The sequence below is a fragment of the Leptogranulimonas caecicola genome, from assembly GCF_023168405.1.
Lineage (GTDB): Bacteria > Actinomycetota > Coriobacteriia > Coriobacteriales > Atopobiaceae > Leptogranulimonas > Leptogranulimonas caecicola.
Map to the genome: position 1 here is coordinate 621,560 of NZ_AP025285.1, position 17,242 is coordinate 638,801.

Annotated in this window: 18 protein-coding genes and 1 tRNA gene; 16 read left to right on the forward strand and 3 right to left on the reverse strand. The window is 57.1% G+C overall.

What is annotated here, in order from left to right; genetic code table 11:
• The first annotated feature begins 19 nt into the window (after positions 1–19).
• From OR601_RS02790 to pepT, 3 genes are all read left to right on the forward strand, one after another.
• Positions 20–1,189 (forward strand): hypothetical protein, encoded by a 1,170-nt coding sequence (locus tag OR601_RS02790; RefSeq protein WP_265592123.1) that lies wholly within the window; start codon positions 20–22, stop codon positions 1,187–1,189.
• 74 nt (positions 1,190–1,263) lie between these two features.
• Positions 1,264–1,944: a PspA/IM30 family protein gene (locus tag OR601_RS02795; protein WP_265592124.1), complete on the forward strand. Its 681-nt coding sequence runs from the start codon at positions 1,264–1,266 to the stop codon at positions 1,942–1,944.
• A gap of 99 nt (positions 1,945–2,043) precedes the next feature.
• On the forward strand, positions 2,044–3,324 hold the full coding sequence (gene pepT / locus OR601_RS02800; RefSeq protein WP_265592125.1) for a peptidase T: 1,281 nt from the start codon (positions 2,044–2,046) through the stop codon (positions 3,322–3,324).
• Between the two features lie 122 nt (positions 3,325–3,446).
• Here pepT and OR601_RS02805 read toward each other — a convergent pair whose 3' ends face one another.
• On the reverse strand, positions 3,447–3,890 hold the full coding sequence (locus OR601_RS02805; RefSeq protein WP_167604296.1) for a protease inhibitor I42 family protein: 444 nt from the start codon (positions 3,888–3,890) through the stop codon (positions 3,447–3,449).
• A 446-nt stretch (positions 3,891–4,336) separates the two neighbouring features.
• On the opposite strand from OR601_RS02805, the gene OR601_RS02810 reads away from it, so the two are divergent.
• The 3 genes from OR601_RS02810 (at position 4,337) to OR601_RS02820 (ending at position 5,916) form a co-directional block, all read left to right on the forward strand.
• Positions 4,337–5,041: a hypothetical protein gene (locus tag OR601_RS02810; RefSeq protein ID WP_265592126.1), complete on the forward strand. Its 705-nt coding sequence runs from the start codon at positions 4,337–4,339 to the stop codon at positions 5,039–5,041.
• A gap of 41 nt (positions 5,042–5,082) precedes the next feature.
• Complete coding sequence (locus tag OR601_RS02815; protein WP_265592127.1) at positions 5,083–5,355, forward strand: hypothetical protein; 273 nt, start codon at positions 5,083–5,085, stop codon at positions 5,353–5,355.
• Positions 5,356–5,550: 195 nt separating this feature from the next.
• Entirely contained in the window at positions 5,551–5,916 is a 366-nt protein-coding gene (locus OR601_RS02820; protein WP_265592128.1) for a TM2 domain-containing protein, read from the forward strand.
• 10 nt (positions 5,917–5,926) lie between these two features.
• On the opposite strand, the gene OR601_RS02825 is transcribed toward OR601_RS02820, so the two are convergent.
• On the reverse strand, positions 5,927–6,625 hold the full coding sequence (locus OR601_RS02825; RefSeq protein ID WP_265592129.1) for a DUF554 domain-containing protein: 699 nt from the start codon (positions 6,623–6,625) through the stop codon (positions 5,927–5,929).
• A gap of 220 nt (positions 6,626–6,845) precedes the next feature.
• On the opposite strand from OR601_RS02825, the gene OR601_RS02830 reads away from it, so the two are divergent.
• Together OR601_RS02830 and OR601_RS02835 are read left to right on the forward strand one after the other, a co-directional pair.
• Positions 6,846–8,300, forward strand: coding sequence for a 5-bromo-4-chloroindolyl phosphate hydrolysis family protein (locus tag OR601_RS02830; RefSeq protein WP_265592130.1), 1,455 nt, complete (start codon positions 6,846–6,848; stop codon positions 8,298–8,300).
• 82 nt (positions 8,301–8,382) lie between these two features.
• Complete coding sequence (locus tag OR601_RS02835) at positions 8,383–9,519, forward strand: toxic anion resistance protein (RefSeq protein WP_265592131.1); 1,137 nt, start codon at positions 8,383–8,385, stop codon at positions 9,517–9,519.
• Positions 9,520–9,600: 81 nt separating this feature from the next.
• Here OR601_RS02835 and OR601_RS02840 read toward each other — a convergent pair whose 3' ends face one another.
• The gene (locus OR601_RS02840; protein WP_265592132.1) at positions 9,601–10,461 is read right to left on the reverse strand and encodes an HAD-IIB family hydrolase; all 861 of its coding nucleotides are present in this window, start codon (positions 10,459–10,461) and stop codon (positions 9,601–9,603) included.
• 130 nt (positions 10,462–10,591) lie between these two features.
• Here OR601_RS02840 and OR601_RS02845 point away from each other — a divergent pair, with 130 nt between their 5' ends.
• The 8 genes from OR601_RS02845 (at position 10,592) to OR601_RS02880 (ending at position 16,684) form a co-directional block, all read left to right on the forward strand.
• Positions 10,592–11,968 (forward strand): Y-family DNA polymerase, encoded by a 1,377-nt coding sequence (locus OR601_RS02845; RefSeq protein ID WP_136012462.1) that lies wholly within the window; start codon positions 10,592–10,594, stop codon positions 11,966–11,968.
• On the forward strand, positions 11,961–12,278 hold the full coding sequence (locus tag OR601_RS02850; protein ID WP_136012463.1) for a hypothetical protein: 318 nt from the start codon (positions 11,961–11,963) through the stop codon (positions 12,276–12,278). The genes OR601_RS02845 and OR601_RS02850 overlap by 8 nt, the downstream gene beginning before the upstream one ends.
• Before the next feature lie 32 nt (positions 12,279–12,310).
• Positions 12,311–13,018, forward strand: a complete 708-nt coding sequence (deoC, locus tag OR601_RS02855; protein ID WP_265592133.1) for a deoxyribose-phosphate aldolase — start codon at positions 12,311–12,313, stop codon at positions 13,016–13,018.
• Between the two features lie 155 nt (positions 13,019–13,173).
• Positions 13,174–13,250: transfer RNA gene (locus OR601_RS02860), tRNA-Met, on the forward strand.
• A gap of 364 nt (positions 13,251–13,614) precedes the next feature.
• Positions 13,615–14,241 (forward strand): pentapeptide repeat-containing protein, encoded by a 627-nt coding sequence (locus tag OR601_RS02865; protein WP_265592134.1) that lies wholly within the window; start codon positions 13,615–13,617, stop codon positions 14,239–14,241.
• Between the two features lie 182 nt (positions 14,242–14,423).
• The gene (locus OR601_RS02870) at positions 14,424–14,888 is read left to right on the forward strand and encodes a GNAT family N-acetyltransferase (RefSeq protein ID WP_265592135.1); all 465 of its coding nucleotides are present in this window, start codon (positions 14,424–14,426) and stop codon (positions 14,886–14,888) included.
• Positions 14,889–15,184: 296 nt separating this feature from the next.
• Complete coding sequence (locus OR601_RS02875; RefSeq protein WP_265592136.1) at positions 15,185–16,021, forward strand: DUF362 domain-containing protein; 837 nt, start codon at positions 15,185–15,187, stop codon at positions 16,019–16,021.
• An 81-nt stretch (positions 16,022–16,102) separates the two neighbouring features.
• A complete protein-coding gene (locus tag OR601_RS02880) occupies positions 16,103–16,684 on the forward strand; it encodes an ECF transporter S component (protein WP_265592137.1) in 582 nt (193 codons plus the stop codon).
• The last annotated feature ends 558 nt before the right edge of the window (positions 16,685–17,242 follow it).

A 17,242-nucleotide genomic window follows, 5' to 3' on the forward strand; every position in this document is an offset into this window, starting at 1 on the left:
CAAACGATGGGAGGTCCCTATGGGCAGGTCGAGCGGTGCAGGATCAGGCGGAGGGGGAGGCGGTGGCTTCTCGGGTGGTGGTCGCTCCTCCGGCGGCTTCTCGGGAGGGTCGCGCTCGGGCGGCCGCTCCAGTCGTCCAAGCTCTGGCTCCCACAGCGGCCTTGGCCCTGGATTCGGACCTGTGGGCGGGTTTGGCGGCCCACCTATGGGTTACCCTCGCCGCCGCTATAGAGGCGGCAGCTTTATGGGCGGCTTTTTAGGCTCCATGCTGGGAAGCTCTATGGGCAACAGCAGCAAAAGAGCCACCGCTGCCTCGAGCTCTCAACCTGCTCCTGCCGCTTCCTCGAATCCTGGTGCCGACTCTACGCCGCCCGCCACACCCCAAGAGAGCACCGGCGGATGCGGATGCGGCACGCTGTTCGTCCTTTTGTGTGCGGCCCTTTTGGCATGGGCGCTCTTCTCGGCCTTTGGTTGCGCCGGATCCGGTGATGGCGCTGGATCGGGGGCCTATGCCAGTGCCAGCTCCACCCACCAGCGGGAGAAGCTGCCGGCTGGTACCGCGCAAATCACGCCCTATTACAACGATCTCGATGGCGACTGGATCCATAACACCGCCGTGCTGGAGACAGGTCTTCGCGCCTTTGCAGATGAGACCGGCGTGATGCCCTACGTCTACATCCTGCCCAACGGCTACACTACCTCCACCGCCGAGCTCACCCAGACGGCCCAGGAGGTCTATGCACAAAACTTTGATGATGAAGGCCACTTTGTGCTGGTGTTTTGCGACAACGGCTCCGGAGGCTATAACTGTGGCTACTGCGTGGGCTCTGCCGCCAGAAGCGTCATGGACGACGAGGCGGTCTCTGTGTTAGCCAAGAACCTCGACGCTGCCTACGCCAATCAATCGTTGAGCGAGGAAGAGATCTTCTCGGAAGCCTTTTCTGGGACAGCCCAAGAGATCATGGCAGACCCTGCCGAGGCCCGACGCCCGCTCATCGTGGGAGCCGTGGTCATAGGCGTGCTGGTGGTGGCCATCACCATCTACGGCGCGCACAAGAACCGCGAGAAAAAACGACAGGCCGAGCAGAAGCGCCTCGACGATCTGCTCAACCAGCCGCTCGAAACCTTTGGGGACCAAGAGCTGGAGGATCTGGAGAAAAAGTACACTGACAAGGGACCTTCGGAGTAGCCAAGTTGTACGGGTAGACCTAGGACAGGTCCAGTTTTCTTAAGGCTCATAAGAGCCGGGAAGGGAGTCTCGCCATGGGAATCCTCGATCGTTTTAGCACCATCGTGAAGGCCAACGTCAACGAGCTTTTGGATCGCGCCGAGGATCCTTCCAAGATGGTAGACCAGTATCTGCGTGACCTTACCGAGAGCCTGGCCGAGGTCAAAGACGCCACCGCAGGCGTCATGGCCGAAGAGAAGCGCTGCCGCCGCATGGTGGACGAGAACCAGGCGCAGATCGACAAGTACGACGGGCTGGCTCGCAAGGCTCTGGCGGCAGGCAACGAGGACGACGCCCGCACCTTCCTGGCCAAGAAGCAGGAGCTGGTAGGTAAAAACGAAGGCGCCCTGATGGCCTATGAGGCGGCTCATGAGAACGCCCAAAAGATGCGCCAGATGCACGACAAGCTGGTAAACGACATCAATACCTTGAAGGGCCGCCGTGACACCATCAAGGCCAAGGCGGCTGTGGCCAAGACCAAGGAGAAGGTCTCCAAGATGACCGGCGGCGCCGACCGCGCCGAGAGCGCCATCTCTGCTTTCGAGCGCATGGAGGCCAAGACCGACGCCATGCTAGACAAGAGTGAGGCCATGGAAGAGCTGGACGCCCAGCCCCAGGATCCCGTCACCAGCCTGGAAGAGAAGTACGCGGCCTCCGGCGCTTCGGCGGCGGTGGATGACGAGCTGGCTGCCCTTAAAAAGGAGATGGGCCTTTAAGCCGGCCCCTGAGCCCGTAAGGCTTACACTTCTCATAGCATGAGACAGAAAGGCCCGCCTCGCATGAGGCGGGCCTTCCTTGATGAGGAGGTTTGCGTGATGGACGCATCCCAGGTGGCCCAAAGCCCCGACATAAGCGACGTGGTCAAGCGCTTCTTTCGCTATGTGCAGGTAGACTCTCCCAGCAATCCTGACCGAGAAGAGACCACCCCCTCCAATGAAGAGGAGTTGGCGATGGCGGCGCTTCTCGGCAAGGAGCTGGAGGAGCTGGGCGCCAAGGACGTCAAGGTGGACGGACACGGCTATGTGACCGCCAAGCTCGACGGGTCGCCAGAGGCGGCCCAGGCTCCGCGCCTGGGCCTCATCGCCCACATCGATTCCACTTCGGATGCCCCCGCTCATGGGGTGAAACCCCAGATTGTGGCCTATGAGGGCGGCGACCTGGTGATAGGCGAGGTGGACGGCCGTAGGGTGCGCGTCACGACAGGCTCTGTGCCCGACCTTGCCCAGATGGCGGGACAACCCATCGTGACCAGCGACGGCACCACGCTTTTATCGGCAGACGACAAGGCTGGAGTGGCCGAGATCATGGCGCTTCTGGCCCGCTACCAAAAAGATCTGCGCCTTCCGCATCCTCCGCTGGCGGTGGCCTTCGTGCCCGACGAGGAGATAGGCCACGGAGCCGCTCTGCTGGACCTGGAAGACTTTGGCGCCGCCTATGCCTATACGGTGGACGGCGAGCAGTTGGGCGAGATCAATTACGAATGCTTCTCGGCAGCAGACGCCCTGGTGACCGTCGAGGGAGTCATGGTGCATCCTGGGGCTGCCAAAGATCGCATGGTCAACGCCATCAGCCTCTGGCGCGACCTGGACTCTATGCTGCCGGCCGCCGAGCGCCCGGAGCACACAGAAGGCCGCGAGGGCTACTTCCATTGCCACTCTATCGAGGGCACGCCGGCCCAGGTGAAGGCCCACTACCTCATTCGCGACTTTGATGCTGCGGGCTTCGAGCGTCGCCTGAAGCTTCTTCAAGATGCGGCTGCCATGATCAACGAGCGGGAGGGAAAGGCCCGCGTGCAGGTGGCGGTGAAGCCCCAGTACCGCAACATGGCCGAGCATTTCAAGGGCTCGGAGTTCTTGATCGATGCCGCCCTTATGGCCAACCGCCAGCAGGGTGTCGAGCCTCGCTGCGTGCCGGTGCGCGGTGGCACCGACGGCGCCCAGCTCACCTTCCGCGGCTTGCTGTGCCCCAACATCGCCACCGGCGGATACCTGGCGCACTCGGTCCGAGAGTTCATCCCAGTGCGCAGCCTGGAGGTCACTGTGGACATTCTCCAAAGCCTCTGCGCCCTCTTGGCGGAGAGGCCTGCGGCGAGCTGAGGGTTTTGCATGCAGGTTGGTTCTGCGCGCAACAAAGCCTAAGGTGCAGGCCTTCTGAGTGAGGGCCCGCACCTTAGGGTGCAGCGTCTGGGCTGGGCGTGCGAGGGCACGCCTTTTTCAGGCTAAGACTCCTGAGCCTCGTCTTGGAAGGGAGCCAGCAGCTTCTCAGAGATCTGCGCCTTGGTATCCCGCGACACGATAGTGGCGTCCACAGTCTCAAACTCGTAGGTGGCAGTGGAGTCGATGTTGCCGCCGGCATCCAAGCACGCGAAGGAGACAGAGGAGTCACCCTCCAGCTGGCTTTGAAGCACGAAGGTTTGGATGCCGCCGCATGCAGGGTCGCTGGCGTCGTCGGAAGCGTAGGACTCTTCCAACGTCACAAAGGATCCCTTGGGTTGCACGGCGCATACCCAGGTGTAGCCCGCCGCCTCATTGGCCGGCAGTTGCACAGTGACCGTAGGCTTGGCAGGGCTTTGGCTAAATGTGGTGATAAGAAAAGCAGCGGCAGCCACCGCGGCGATGCCGGCGAGGGCAATGCGCGCTTTTCCAGCAGCTTGTCGCATCATAGGGCCACCCCTTTTGGCTAGTCCCACTACGTACCGGTATCTATAATCTGATAAAGCCAGGCGGTAATGGGCCTCAACTTCCAACTCCATAAGCTGCCAAATATTTGTTCATAGGACGACCACGTACCTTATTGAACTGGGAAGATTTAGGAAAATAGAGGAATATCCCACATGTAAACAATTGCAGTATAAATGTACGGACAGTGCCAATGCCTCCTATATATATCTAAGATTATCGCTTCAACAAGCCTTCAGAATATATCGATACCCATACATATAAGCCCAACGGCGGCCGTGGCTTCGCCAACGGTTCGAAGGCGCCTTCAACTTCCTTTCTTTTATGGTCGGCTTTTGTATAGAACGATGTCTGAGCAGCAACTTTGGTAAAGGGGAGACTACCGGCGGGTATCTATCCTCCAGGTTTTTGACGGGGAAAGGACCTGCGTGTGAATGCCCATCTCTTCTCGGCAGCTATGGGAGTATTAGGTGCAGCGGCCATTGTTGGCAGCATCCTGTGCTTTGTAGGCGGGGGCCTGGTGCTGGCCCGTGCTGGCGAGAATCCCTTGAAAATATTGATACCTGTCTATGGTCCCTATCGGTTGGCGCATGCCGGTAGGGTAGTGACGCTGTTTTGGGCCATCGTGCTGTGCGTAGGGGCAACGCTCTTTTGCTGGTCGCTGCCTACAGGCGATCTTCAACAGCTAGGCATTTTGCCCTTAGGCTTACTTTGGTCGCTGGAGGTGCTTGTCGCTGTTTCTGTAGCGGAGTGTTTCCATGGCAGCCCGGCACTGATCCTTGTTGCCATCGTGGCGCCGCCTTTAGCGCTGGTTTTGGCGGGGGCTGGCACAAAGGGCTATGATCCCTCAGTGCTGCCTTCTATCCCCGCGCGTTTCTGGAAGCTGGAGAGGCGCCTGTCTGGGCCTTTAGGGCCTTTGCCGCTGCCTGAGACGTCAGCGGAGGTTGCTTTACCTGAGGAATTGGCCGGCGAAGCCCAGGTCGAGGAGTTAGAGGTCTCTGGTGAGGGCGCCGCTCGGCCGGCCTATGCTATGGCGGTCGGCACAGGAAGCGTGGCTGTGGCTCATCCCCGCGAAGGCGCCCGCAAAACATCTCGGGATTCCAAGCGTACCAAAGGCACTCCTCGCCTGCGTTAGCGCCATTTCCATCCTCTAGGGTTTAATCGATTGGACAGACCATGAAGTTTGAGAAAGATACGCCTTACCGCGGCAAAGAGTTCGACCCCTGCGATCAGACAGTAGGCCCGGTGTCTGACCAAGACAGCGACTCCTCTTCTGCAGATGCCAATCTGGATCAAGAAGATGGGCAGATCGAGGGCCTTCTTAGCTCTTCTTTAGGCTATGAGTCTGGCGCTCTGACCAGCGATGAGGCCACCGCAGAGTATGTGGCAAGGGATGCAGAGATCGCTCGTCAAGAGATCCTGGCAGAGGAGGCTCAGGAGAAGAACTAGGCAGGGTCCGCGTTGCAATGGAGAACCCTTTGACAGGGCCTATGGCGCAAGAAGCGCCATAGGCCTCTAAATCGTGCAGAGCATTTTGGCCTTCTCCGATTTTGAGGGTGCACAATTCAACTCGCTTACAGTAATATTAGTTCTAAGTCCATCAATATGAATAACTGAGCGTCCCTTGGCGAGGAAGGTGAGTCCATGGCACAGCGAAGGTACCACCATCAGCCCGCACAGGTATTGCCGTTTCAACCCGCCGTTGACGGACCTTCGTTTTTAGAAGCCCCTCAAAAGGAAGATTCCCTCACCTGTCGTCAGAAGGCATCGCTTCTAGCCATCTTTTTAGGCGCGTTGGGAGTCCATAAGTTCTATTTGGGGCACCTGGCAGAAGGCTGCGTGCACATTACGCTTACTCTTACTTCCTTGGCTGCGGCCTTTGTGGTGGACAGTTGGCTGCCTCTGGTCGTGGCGGTGCTTTTCTCGGCAATTGAAGGAGTCATCTACGCGAGTCGCAGCGAAGAGCAGTTTGTTCGAGATTATCTCGAAGAGCGTCGCCGCTGGCTCTGAGAACCCGCCTCTACAGCCACGGGATAAACAGCAGGGGAGCGAAGGCTGCCGGCAGCATGTTGGCCACTTTGATGTGGGTGATGCCCAACATGTTGAGTCCCACCGCCAAGAGCAGCAAGGAGCCCGTAGTGGTCATGGCGCCAATGACAGGCTCGGTGAGCAGGGGAGAGAGCGCCGAGGCCGCCAAACTCAGTGCAGCCTCATAGAAAAAGACGCAAATGCCCGAGAAGGGAACCCCAATGCCTAGGGTGGTGGCCATCACTGCAACTACCACCATGTCTATTACGGCTTTGGCGAAAAGGGTCGAGTGGTCCAGTTGGAGACCGCTCTGAAGCGATCCCACCACCGCCATGGAGCCTACGCAAATGAAGAGGGTGGCGGCTACAAAGCCCTCGGAGAAGTGTCCAAGCTTGGCAGATCCAGAGAACTTCGAAGTGAGCTTGGATTGGATGGTCTGGCCTAGCTTGGTGATGAGGCCATCCAGATCGATGGCATAGCCCACAAGGCTGCCTATGACCATGGAGGCGATGACCACAAGGATGCTGGTGTCGCCCAGCATGCCGTCGATGCCCACCAAGATGACGCAGAGACCCAGGCCGCTCATTAAAAAGTCTCCCAGTTCCTGAGAGACAAAGGAGCGCCCGCAAAGGCCAATGAGGCCGCCGGCTACGGTAGCCAGCCCATTCACCAATGCACCAAGAATCACCATGGGACCAATCCTGTCCTTCTTACGAGAGGCTGCATGCGTTTTCTAGGATAGCCACTTTAGAGGGCCCCTAAGAGGATGGGCCACGCTTGCGATTCCCAGATTCATGAAAGCCTGCTGACAAGGGTGGGGAGACGAAGCCCATAGAGTAGAATCAATACTCGATTCATATCTATCCCCGCGAGGATACCGCAAACTCCATTTCGCAAGGACGGGCAGCTCAATGGCACAGGACCCTAAGAACAAGAACCGCCCAGGGCGCGCAGAAGACCCTCTTGCGCAGGCCGCTGACGAGTTTTCTCAGGCAATCCAGCAGGCTGTGAGCAGCGAGGATTTCGCTCGGCTGCGCGACGCGGTGGGCGCTACGGTAGACGCGGCCAAACAGATGGCTCGCACCACAGGATCGCAGGTGGGAGAGGCGGTAGGCAAAGCCGCTCAGTCTATGGCCGCTTCAGCTCAAGCCAATTCGCAGGGGCCTGCAAGCCCCGCCGCCACAAGAAAGCCTGGCGCCCCCGCAAAGCCCGAGGCCACAATCAAGCCTGGCTCCCCTCAGCCTCCTAAGCGCAAAGCCTCGAGGCCTGGTGCAGGCAGAGGCACCCTTACGGCTGCCCAGGAGCGAAAGCTGCTTTCCCGTCGCTACAAGAACGGGGTAGGCCTCTCTGCCTCTGGCTACACCATGGAGATCCTAGGCGGATTCTTCAGCTTTGGCATGCTGTTGTCTTGTATTACCGCCCTGGTCGAGGTGGAGTATCTAGGCGCCGCTGGCATTGCTTCGCTGGTGCTCTTTTTGGTGTTGTTCATCCTGTGCTTGAGGGTCACCGTGGCAGGCTACAGGCGCGTGCGGCTTTCCAAGCGCTATCAGGGGTACCGCTCTGTGGTAGGCATCTTCGACCGTTATCCGGTGGAAGAGCTCGCAGATCAACTGGATCTGCCTGTGGCAGAGGTGCACGAAGACTTGACGATGCTTATTAGCCGCGGCCTTTTGTGTGACACCTACCTGGTGGACACAGATCGCGAATACATCCTCTCCCGCAGTGCTTACGAGGAGTTCTTGGAGCAAGACCAAAAGGCGCGTGAGGCCGGCATTCCAGTAGAGGCCAAGGTGGAGCGCGTGGAGAAAGCCAATACCCCTGTTGATCCACGAGCCGCTGCAGCGGCTTCGTCGCAGCCTGCTTCGACAACGTCTCAAAAGCCGCCGCGCCAGGTGGCTCCTGAGGTGGCAAAGCTTGTGGCTGCTGGGGACGCCTATGTGGCGCAGATCTCTGCGGCAAAAGTCGACATCGACGATCCGGCTATCAGTTCTAAAGTAGATGTCATCATATCCATCGTGGAGCGCATCTATGACTATGTGGGCACCCATCCCGAGACTGCCGATGACATCTCTATGCTCAATACCTACTATCTGCCTACCACTGTCAAATTGCTGGATGCCTATGACAAACTAGAGGAGCAGCCCGTGCAGGGGGCCAACATCACCTCCTCTCGCCAAGAGATCTCTCGCACGCTCGATATGCTCACCGAGGCTTACGAGAACCTGTTAGACGGTCTCTTTCGCGACATGGCCTGGGATGTCTCCGCTGATGCTTCGGTGCTTCAAGATGTGCTCAAACAGCAGGGGCTCCTCCGCAAGCAGCATCGTTCTTCTGGTAATGGCTCTGAAGTCCCCCAGGAGTCTTAACCAGGCTGGGTGCTCGCCCAGGGCACTGCCTGTTTGAACGCACGTATCGCTATTGGGTCCACTGGATACTCTAGGAGCTCTTATGGATGATCTTAACTTTGACGATGTTCCCCAGCTCACCCTCTCCGAGGTAGAAGAGGTGCAGGTCACACCTACATTGGTGGAAGAGCAGCCCGACGCGCTGGTTTCCGGTGCCGATGATCTGCTCTCTGAGGCCGAGAAGGCCCAGGTAGACCAGTTCTCCCGCCAGATCGACGTCACCAATGCCTCCCAGGTGCTTACCTATGGCTCAGGCGCCCAAAAGAAGATGGCGGATTTCTCTCAGACCGCGCTCGAGAAGGTGCGCACCAAAGACCTTGACGAGGTGGGAGACCTTATCACCGGCGTGGTAGGCGAGCTGCGCGGTTTTGAGGTAGAGGATGAGAAGGGCTTCTTGGGCTTCTTCCGCCGCGGCGCCAACAAGGTAGAGAATCTCAAGAACAAATACGACAAGGCCGAGAATAGCGTCAACAAAATCGTGGCAAGCCTTCAGGAGCAGCAAATCTCTCTGATGAAGGACACCAAGATCTTGGACAAGCTCTATGACTTGAACCTCACCTATTACAAAGAGCTCACCATGTACATTTTGGCGGGCAAAAAGCGCCTGTCTGAGCTCAAGGCCGGCGAGCTTGAGGAAGCCAAGGCCAAGGCGCTGGCCTCTGGCCGTACCGAGGATGCCGAGGCGGTGCAAAAACTCACCTCAGCTATCGATCGCTTTGAAAAGAAGCTCTCTGACTTGGAGCTCACCCGTACCATCGCCATGCAGACTGCACCTCAGATTCGCTTCGTGCAAAACAATGAGATGCTCATGGTGGAAAAGATTCAAACCACCATCGTGAACACCATTCCTCTGTGGAAGTCGCAGATGGTGTTGGCGCTGGGCATTGCCAATGCCGACGCTGCAGTGCGCGCCCAAACTGCCGTGACCGACATGACCAACGAGCTTTTGCGCAAGAATTCCGAGAAGCTCAAGACCACCACAGCTCAGATCGCACGCGAGAACGAGCGCGGCATCGTCGACATCGAGACCCTCAAGCACACCAACGAGAACCTCATCCAAACTTTTGACGAGGTCATGCAGATCCAGCAGGAGGGGCGCCAGAAGCGTGCCGAGGCCGAGCGCGAGCTGGCCGCCATGGAAAACGATCTGCGCAAGAAGCTGCTGGAGATCAAGCAGTAAGGCTGCTGTGTGAGAACCTGATTCTCGCTATGGGTGCCGATCGAGTGATTGCAAACAATATGACTCTTGGATACCGTGTCTCTAATCGAGGTGCGGTATTTTATTTCCCTGCATAATGGCATCCAGCACCTGGGCCACCCCGTCCTGGGTAACGGCAGGAGCAATAACGTCGCCGTAGGCCTTTATGGCATTGGTAGCATTATCCATGACCACTGCCACCTCGGCGGCCTCCAACATGGAAATGTCGTTTTCTGAATCGCCAAAGCCATAGACCGTTTCATGAGGGCCTATGGCGTCCAGCATAACTTTTATGGCGGATCCCTTGGAAAACTCTGGCAGGGTGAGCTCTGAGCCGCCTACCCCTAAATCGCTGATCCTATAGAGGCGATTCAGCTCGTCGCGCACAGGACCCAGCCGCTTGTCTTCCTCGGCCATCCAAAAGGCTTTCACCAGCGTGAGCTCGTCTCCGCGTTCTTTTAGTTCTTGGGCATCTTCGATAACCTCGATATTCATAGCGGGAAGCTCATGATGGGGGCTGGGCAGATAGACGGCAGAACCCCGCGGACCTTCAAACAACGCCGCCACATCGCAGGCTTCAAAGGCTTCCAAAGCCGGGACGAGCCTCTCAAAAAGGCCCTCGGAAGCGAGCAGGGGAGTGTCGCCTAACTGCACATAAGAGCCCGCCAGAGCGATGTAGCCGGCAAAAGGCAGGGCGTCCAAGAGCATAGAAAGCCCCTCTGGCGGCCGCCCCGAGCACAAAAAGGCGAGGTTGCCTGCCTCAACAAAGCGCCTGAGTGCCCTTTGCACTGCAGGGGTAGGCAAAAAGACGCTCTCTACAAGCTCTTTTGGGGCGTCTGGCGCCTGGGCCTGCGCATAGATCTCTGGATTGCTATCTATGAGAGTGCCATCGATGTCAAAAAAGGCGACCTTGGGAAGACTCATCCTTCAACTCCTGATATACCTCACGCTCGCTTGACCTTCTCTAAAATACCCTTTCTAAAAAAGTGGTGGCTAATTTTCCGTGGGTCTCTATAATAGGAACAAATGTTCGCGTAGGGGTGTAGGAGGATCTATGGGGGTGCAGCCACAACGTATTGCTGTAAAGCCTGTGCCCAGGGGCCTGAAGGGCGGCCATGCAAGTCCGCGCACCTTTATCTGCATCGACCTCAAGAGCTTCTACGCCTCGGCGGAATGCGCGGCTCGCGGCTACGACCCCTTCACCACCAACTTGGTGGTGGCAGATCCAGAACGCTCTCGCAATACCATTTGCCTGGCCATCACCCCTGCCATGAAGGCTGCCGGGGTCAAAAACCGTTGCCGGATAGGGCAGATCCCCTCCGCCATGAACTACATCGTGGCCAAACCCCGCATGGCCTACTACATGGGGGTGTCGGCGCGCATCGTGGCCATCTATCGCCGTTACATCGACCCAGCAGACATCCACGTCTATTCGGTGGATGAGGTCTTTATAGATGCCACTACCTATTTGGACTACTACGCAGAGACTCCCCGCCAGCTTGCCCGCGACCTCATTGACACTGTCTATCGCGAAACTGGCATCACTGCTACTGCCGGCATAGGCCCCAACGCCTTTGTGGCCAAGGCAGCCCTAGATGTGTTGGCCAAGCATGAGTCGGACGGCATCGCAGAGCTTGACGAACATGGCTTTCGCCAGCGCCTTTGGTTTCATAGGCCCATCACAGACATTTGGATGATCTCTGGGGGCACTGCCCGGCGCCTTGCTAAGCGCGGGGTCTATGACTTGGCGGGCGTTTGTGCTCTTGATCCTCAGGTGGTGCGCCGGGAGTTTGGCAAGGTGGGGGAGTATCTCATCGATCACGCCTGGGGCCTTGAGAATGCCACGCTTCAAGGCATGCGCTCCATCCGCCCTAAGAGCCGCTCGCTTTCCTGCGGACAGGTCCTTATGCGCGATTACAGCTTTAGCGAGGCAGCTACGGTAGTGTCAGAGATGGCTGATGAAGTCCTGCTGGACTTGGCGAGCCAAAACCTGGCCGCTCGGGAGATCTCACTTTTCGTGGGCTATAGCGCCAACGTAGCCACTATGCCACCGCACATCCGTGCGCTTGTTCCACCCGGAGTCACTCGCTACGATCTGGGCCATACCGGCTCCTCCAAGCGTCTGTCCACGCCGTGCGATCTTCCTGCTGCCCTCAAGGCGCGCGTCATGGATTGCTTCGAAAAGACCACCTTTCGCGATGTGCCCATACGCCGCATCATGATTTGCTTGGGACGCCTTACTTCCACGTCCAACCTGCAAACCGCTATTTTCGACGATGTGGCAGCTCAGGAGCGCCAGCGCAGCCTTGCAAAAACCTGGGGCGCTGTGCGTCGGCGCTACGGCAAAGACGCGCTCCTCCATGCCTCAAGCCTGCTGCCCGAGGGCACCGCTCGCATGCGAGCCCACCAAGTAGGCGGTCATCATGAGTAGAGATGCGCTTTTTTCTACACCTGCCGAGAAGGCCTTCCATCAGCAACAGGCATCCCTTTTGTTACCGGAAGAAATCCAGGCTCTTCTAGATGCGGCCCCCTCAGAGCAGGAACGCTGCCATCGCCGCCAAATCCTGGAAGACATTCTGGCTCGTCAATTGCGCGATGGGCTGCGAAGCTGCGCCCCTCTGCCAGACCGCGCAAAGCAGTTTGCCCCGTTTGACGCGCTCACCGGCTATGAGGAGCTCGTCCAGTCGGTGTGCGAAGAAGATGCCCGTTTTGGCTTTTGGACTCCGGATACAATGGGCTAAGTTGGCCAATCCACCTGCTTAGGGAGCTGCCCATGAAACCTCCTGTACCCGCCAAAGATATGACGCAAGCTCAGCTGGCCCGTTATATCGACTCCGCCATTTTGAAGCCCGAGTTCACAGAGGAAGACATCAAAAAGTACGCCCAACAGGGCATTGATTTAGGGGTGGACACCATTTGTGTGAACCCCTGCTATCTCGAGCTGCTGGCTTCCATGGTGGAGGGTACTCAAACGGGCATAGACGCTACCTGTGATTTTCCCTTTGGCCAGAGCTCTACTGCTTCCAAGGTTGCCCAAGCAGTGGAGGTCTTTGAGAGGGTCAAGCCCTCTGACATGGATATGGTGGCAAACTACGGCATGCTCCGCGCGGGCGACAAAGCTTATGTGGTGGATGACATCCAGGCGGTATGTGCGGTAGCCCATGATAACGGAGCCATCCTCAAGGTCATCCTTGAGACAGACGCCCTTACCCCCGAGCAGATCACTCTGGGCGTCCAGTGCGCTATTGAGGCAGGCGCAGACTACGTAAAGTCATCCACGGGCTTTTACACTGGTGGCCCCCAGAAGGGCGCCACGCCTGAGGTGGTCTCTCTCATGCTCAAAGCTGCCGGTGGCAAGATCAAAGTCAAAGGCTCTGGCTGCATTCGCACGCAAGAGCGCTTCTTCGAGCTCATCGATCTAGGCATGGATCGCGCCGGTGTGGGCTTTGGCTCAGTACCTAAGGTGTTGGGGGCAGAGTAGCGCGCATAGGCTTTCTTTTCCTTGCCGAGAAAGGCTGCCTCCGTGTTTGGTTCAGTTCCATTCATGTGGAGATGGCTTCACAGCGGGAGGTTCTCTTTGACAAAAGGGCGCTGGCAGCGTAGTCTCTTTACTTGCGCAGAAGCGCACCCAAATAGTGCGGGGTGGAGCAGTCTGGTAGCTCGTCGGGCTCATAACCCGAAGGTCGTAGGTTCGAATCCTGCCCCCGCGACCAAAAGTTCAGCTCGGAGCCACAGGTGGCTCCGAGCTTTTTATTTCCTTGAGCAAGCTGGCTTCACATTGGACGTCCGTGATCGATCGCATACGTTATGTGAAATGTCCGGCAGGGTTAGGGGTTGGCTGGTGCTAGGTAATTCAAGTATCTTGCTACACAGGTCTACCATGACAGCTTTGGATGCGGTCTTTGAGGCAGCCTTTTTCGGTAAGGAACCCTTCAAGGCGGGTCTTCTCTCGCACTGATCGGTTGAGCTGCTTGGTGATCCATGGCATATTGGGGGATCTGAGCGAGAGGGAGAGCCATGTTTCGACAGCGACTTGCGCAAGAGGCGTTTGAGAAGGGCAAAGCGAAGCGCGATCCCATGGCGCCGCGAGTGAGGGCTGCAGTGCCCTGTCGTCCCTACGATCTTTTTGGGGCTCGTGAAGAGCCGTTGGTAGGAGCGGCTTTAGAAGGAGCGACATTCGAAGAGGAGGATTTCTCTGGGATTGAAGTCGCGAATTCGGCGTTTTCCTGCTGCAGCTTCAGGAAGTGCGACTTTACCGGAGCCTACTTCAAGGACGTGCGGTTCAAAAACTGCGACTTTTCCAACGGGTCGTTTGAGAGGGCTGTGTTCGAGCGGTGTGTCATTGAGACCTCGAAGTGCCTGGGTGCTTCGTTTTCCCGCAGCTTGCTGAGAGAGGTAGTCCTACAGGGGACAGATTGCAGTCTCGCATCCTTTTACCAGGCGCGTTGGCGCAACGTCCTCCTGCGAGAAACCAATCTCTCAGAGGCTACTCTGAGTGAGGGTGATTTCAAGTCAGTATCCATTAATGAATGTAATCTTATCGCAGCAGAGTGCGTGCACGTTAAATTTATTGGCATCGATTTTACAACGTCGCAAATCGAGGGTCTTGTCGTCTCTGCTGGGCTTGATGAACTGTTTGGCTCCAGGATGGACGTCTACCAGGCAGCGGTGTTCGCCCGTCAGCTTGGCCTCGTCGTGGAGTGAAGGAGGCGGCGGCGAGCAAGGACGTCGCGTTTCATGGGGATGATACGGCGCTCTAGGCAGTCTTGGGTTGGTTGCCATGTATCACGGTTTTGCGACGTGATCGACGGCTGATGGGAGAATCATGAACTTGAAGCTCATTGCTTTGGAGGAAGCCCACAAAGACGCACTCCAAGACATGCTTGATGAGTGGGGGGACCGATATTTTGCAGGCGCATGGCGATCCATCACCGCGTGTGCTGTGGAAATGCTCTCTGGAGGATTTCGACCAATATAAAAAGAATTTAGATGAGGAAGCCGATCCGGTTCGAGGCCGTGCGGAAGCCCATACAAGGTTCTGTATGGATATGGATAGAAACCGCTTGGTAGGAGCTGTCCAGCTGCGGTTTCCCTCACCGAGCATATCTCTCGAAGGATGCGGCCACATTGGCGACGGTGTGCGCCCGACTGATCGCGGAAAAGGTTATGGAACGGCCATGATAGGGCTTGCTCTTGAGGAATACCGGAAGCGCGGCTTTTCTGAAGTCATGATGGTTTGCCGGGCGAACAATGCCGCTTCGGCCAAAACCATCGTACGTAATGGAGGAGTCCTTATGGGGGTGTTTGAGGAGGACGCCAGATTGATGAGGCGTTATAGGATCAAGCTGTAAGGACTGGATTGCAGACACTGCTCAAGAGCAGTTTGCTTATGCGCTGTAGCGAACTTGAATGCGTCATTGCGAATAAACCGCAATGATCCAAGCTATTGCCAGCATCACGGCTGTGTGCAGTGCAATGCCTCAATAATTTGGGGACCAGCGAGTCGTAACCCTCAATATCCCTTATTATGTATTTCAGTAGATATTCAGTTAGTATACAAGGCAATCTAATAAGGTCATCTAAGGAGCGTGCCTCATGGGCAAACCGGTGGTGTACTTCACAAAAAACCATCACACCAGAAACTATCTTGGCGCTCTACAAAAAGCTGGAGGCAGATCTGCCTGGCAAGGTGGCAGTAAAGATTCACTCCGGCGAGGAGGGCAACCAAAACTATCTGCGTCCTGAGTACGTAGCGCCTTTGGTAGCCGAGGTGAACGGCACCATCGTCGAGTGCAATACAGCCTATGAAGGTGCGCGCAACACCACAGAGAAGCACGAGAAGCTCATGGCAGAGCACGGCTGGTCGGAACACTTTGCCGTGGACATCATGGATGCTGAGGGCAACGATCTGGTGCTTCCCATCGAGAACGGCCGCATCCTCAAGAAGAACTATGTGGGCGAGCACATGGCCAATTATGCCTCCATGCTGGTGTTCTCCCACTTCAAGGGCCATCCCATGGGTGGCTATGGCGGAGCGCTCAAGCAGCTTTCCATCGGCTGCGCCTCCACTGCCGGCAAGGTGAACATCCACTCGGCAGGGGAGAGCCTCGATCAATACACGGTCTGGGACCACGTGGCAGACCAAGACGATTTTCTCGAGGGCATGGCAGAAGCCGCCGAGACCGTGGTGAATCATTTTGGAAACCACCTGGCCTACGTAAACGTCGCCTGCAATCTCTCGGTGGACTGCGACTGCTGCGCCAAGGCCGAGGATCCCTGCATGAGCGACATCGGCGTCTTTGCTTCGCTGGATCCCGTGGCTATCGACCAGGCCTGCATCGATGCCGTAAGGAACTCCACCGATCCCGGCCGCGACCATCTCTTAGAGCGCATCGATTCCCGCCATGGCACCAAGACCATCGACGACGCGGCGCGCCTCGGCTACGGTTCCAAAGACTATGAACTGGTTGAGGTGGAGTTTTAAAGCCTACCATTCCAAAAATCCCTTACCGACAAACACTCATCCCATGTAACGGGGAGCGGCTAACGCATGAGAGGTGAAGCTATGAGCGCTTTAGTTTCTGTACTAGAACGTCCACTGCCAAAGATCCGTGTACAGGCGGCAGCTGGAGCGCTGGCAGTGGCCAGCGCCGTGGTGCTTCCTCAGATCGTTCACTGGGCCGGGGCGATGATGGGCGTAGGTACTGGCTTGGGCGAGATGCTTCTGCCCATGCATCTGCCTATTTTGGTGGTGGGACTATTGGTGGGTCCCTGGGCAGGCTGCGCAGCCGGCCTGTTAAGCCCTCTGGTTTCCTTTGCGCTCTCGGGCATGCCTGGAATCCCCATGCTTCCCCTTATGGTGCTTGAGTTGGGCGCCTATGGCCTCGTAGCTGGTCTTGTGCGCAGCGCTAAGCGTCCTGTGCTTCTCAAGGTGATTGCTCCTCAAATCGTTGGCCGTCTAGTTCGAGGCTGTGCTCTTTGTGCCGTGAGTGCCATGCTTCCGGGTGTAGCACTGGCTATCCTCTGGAACACCACGTTGGCAGGGCTTCCTGGCCTGGTGTGCCAATGGGCACTCATTCCTCTAATCATTATGATGCTTGACCGCAAAGCGATCCAGCAAGGTGAAGAAGGCCTATTGGACGCCTAACCATTGAATGTAGAGCACTTTCTGGGATAAAGAAGGGCGCGGCTGTTGTGCAGTCGGGCCCTTCTTTATCCTTCGTCGACGTTGAGTCGGGGACCCGGACGATTTCCTGGACAGCTAGCTGTCTAAAAGGAGGTTGTCTTGTACAGCGAGCAAGTCAGAAAGTGTGCTGTCAAATGCAGTGTTGCCCCAGATAAAGACTGCAGAATCGAGCCGTTACATCCTAGAGGCAGGAGGGCTCGATGAAAAAGGTGATCTATGGGACCTGCGGGGCCAAGATGCAGAGGAGCGACAACGCTTGCGACTACTAAGTACATTTCTTCCGTACATCTCCTTCGGCACGCGCCTACTAAGTACAATTGAATATGAAACCAACTCTGTGAGCTTGGGTGATGTGATACTTAAATATAAAGTGACGCAGATTTTAGGCAAAATTGGCCTACTAAGTACTTAGTAGGCGCGAATGCATGGAATGGTACTTAGTAGGCATGAAATGCCGCTCAGTCCAAACCCCATCTGCCCTGCGTCCCCATCTCGCAGGTGGATCTGCTTTTGACTTTC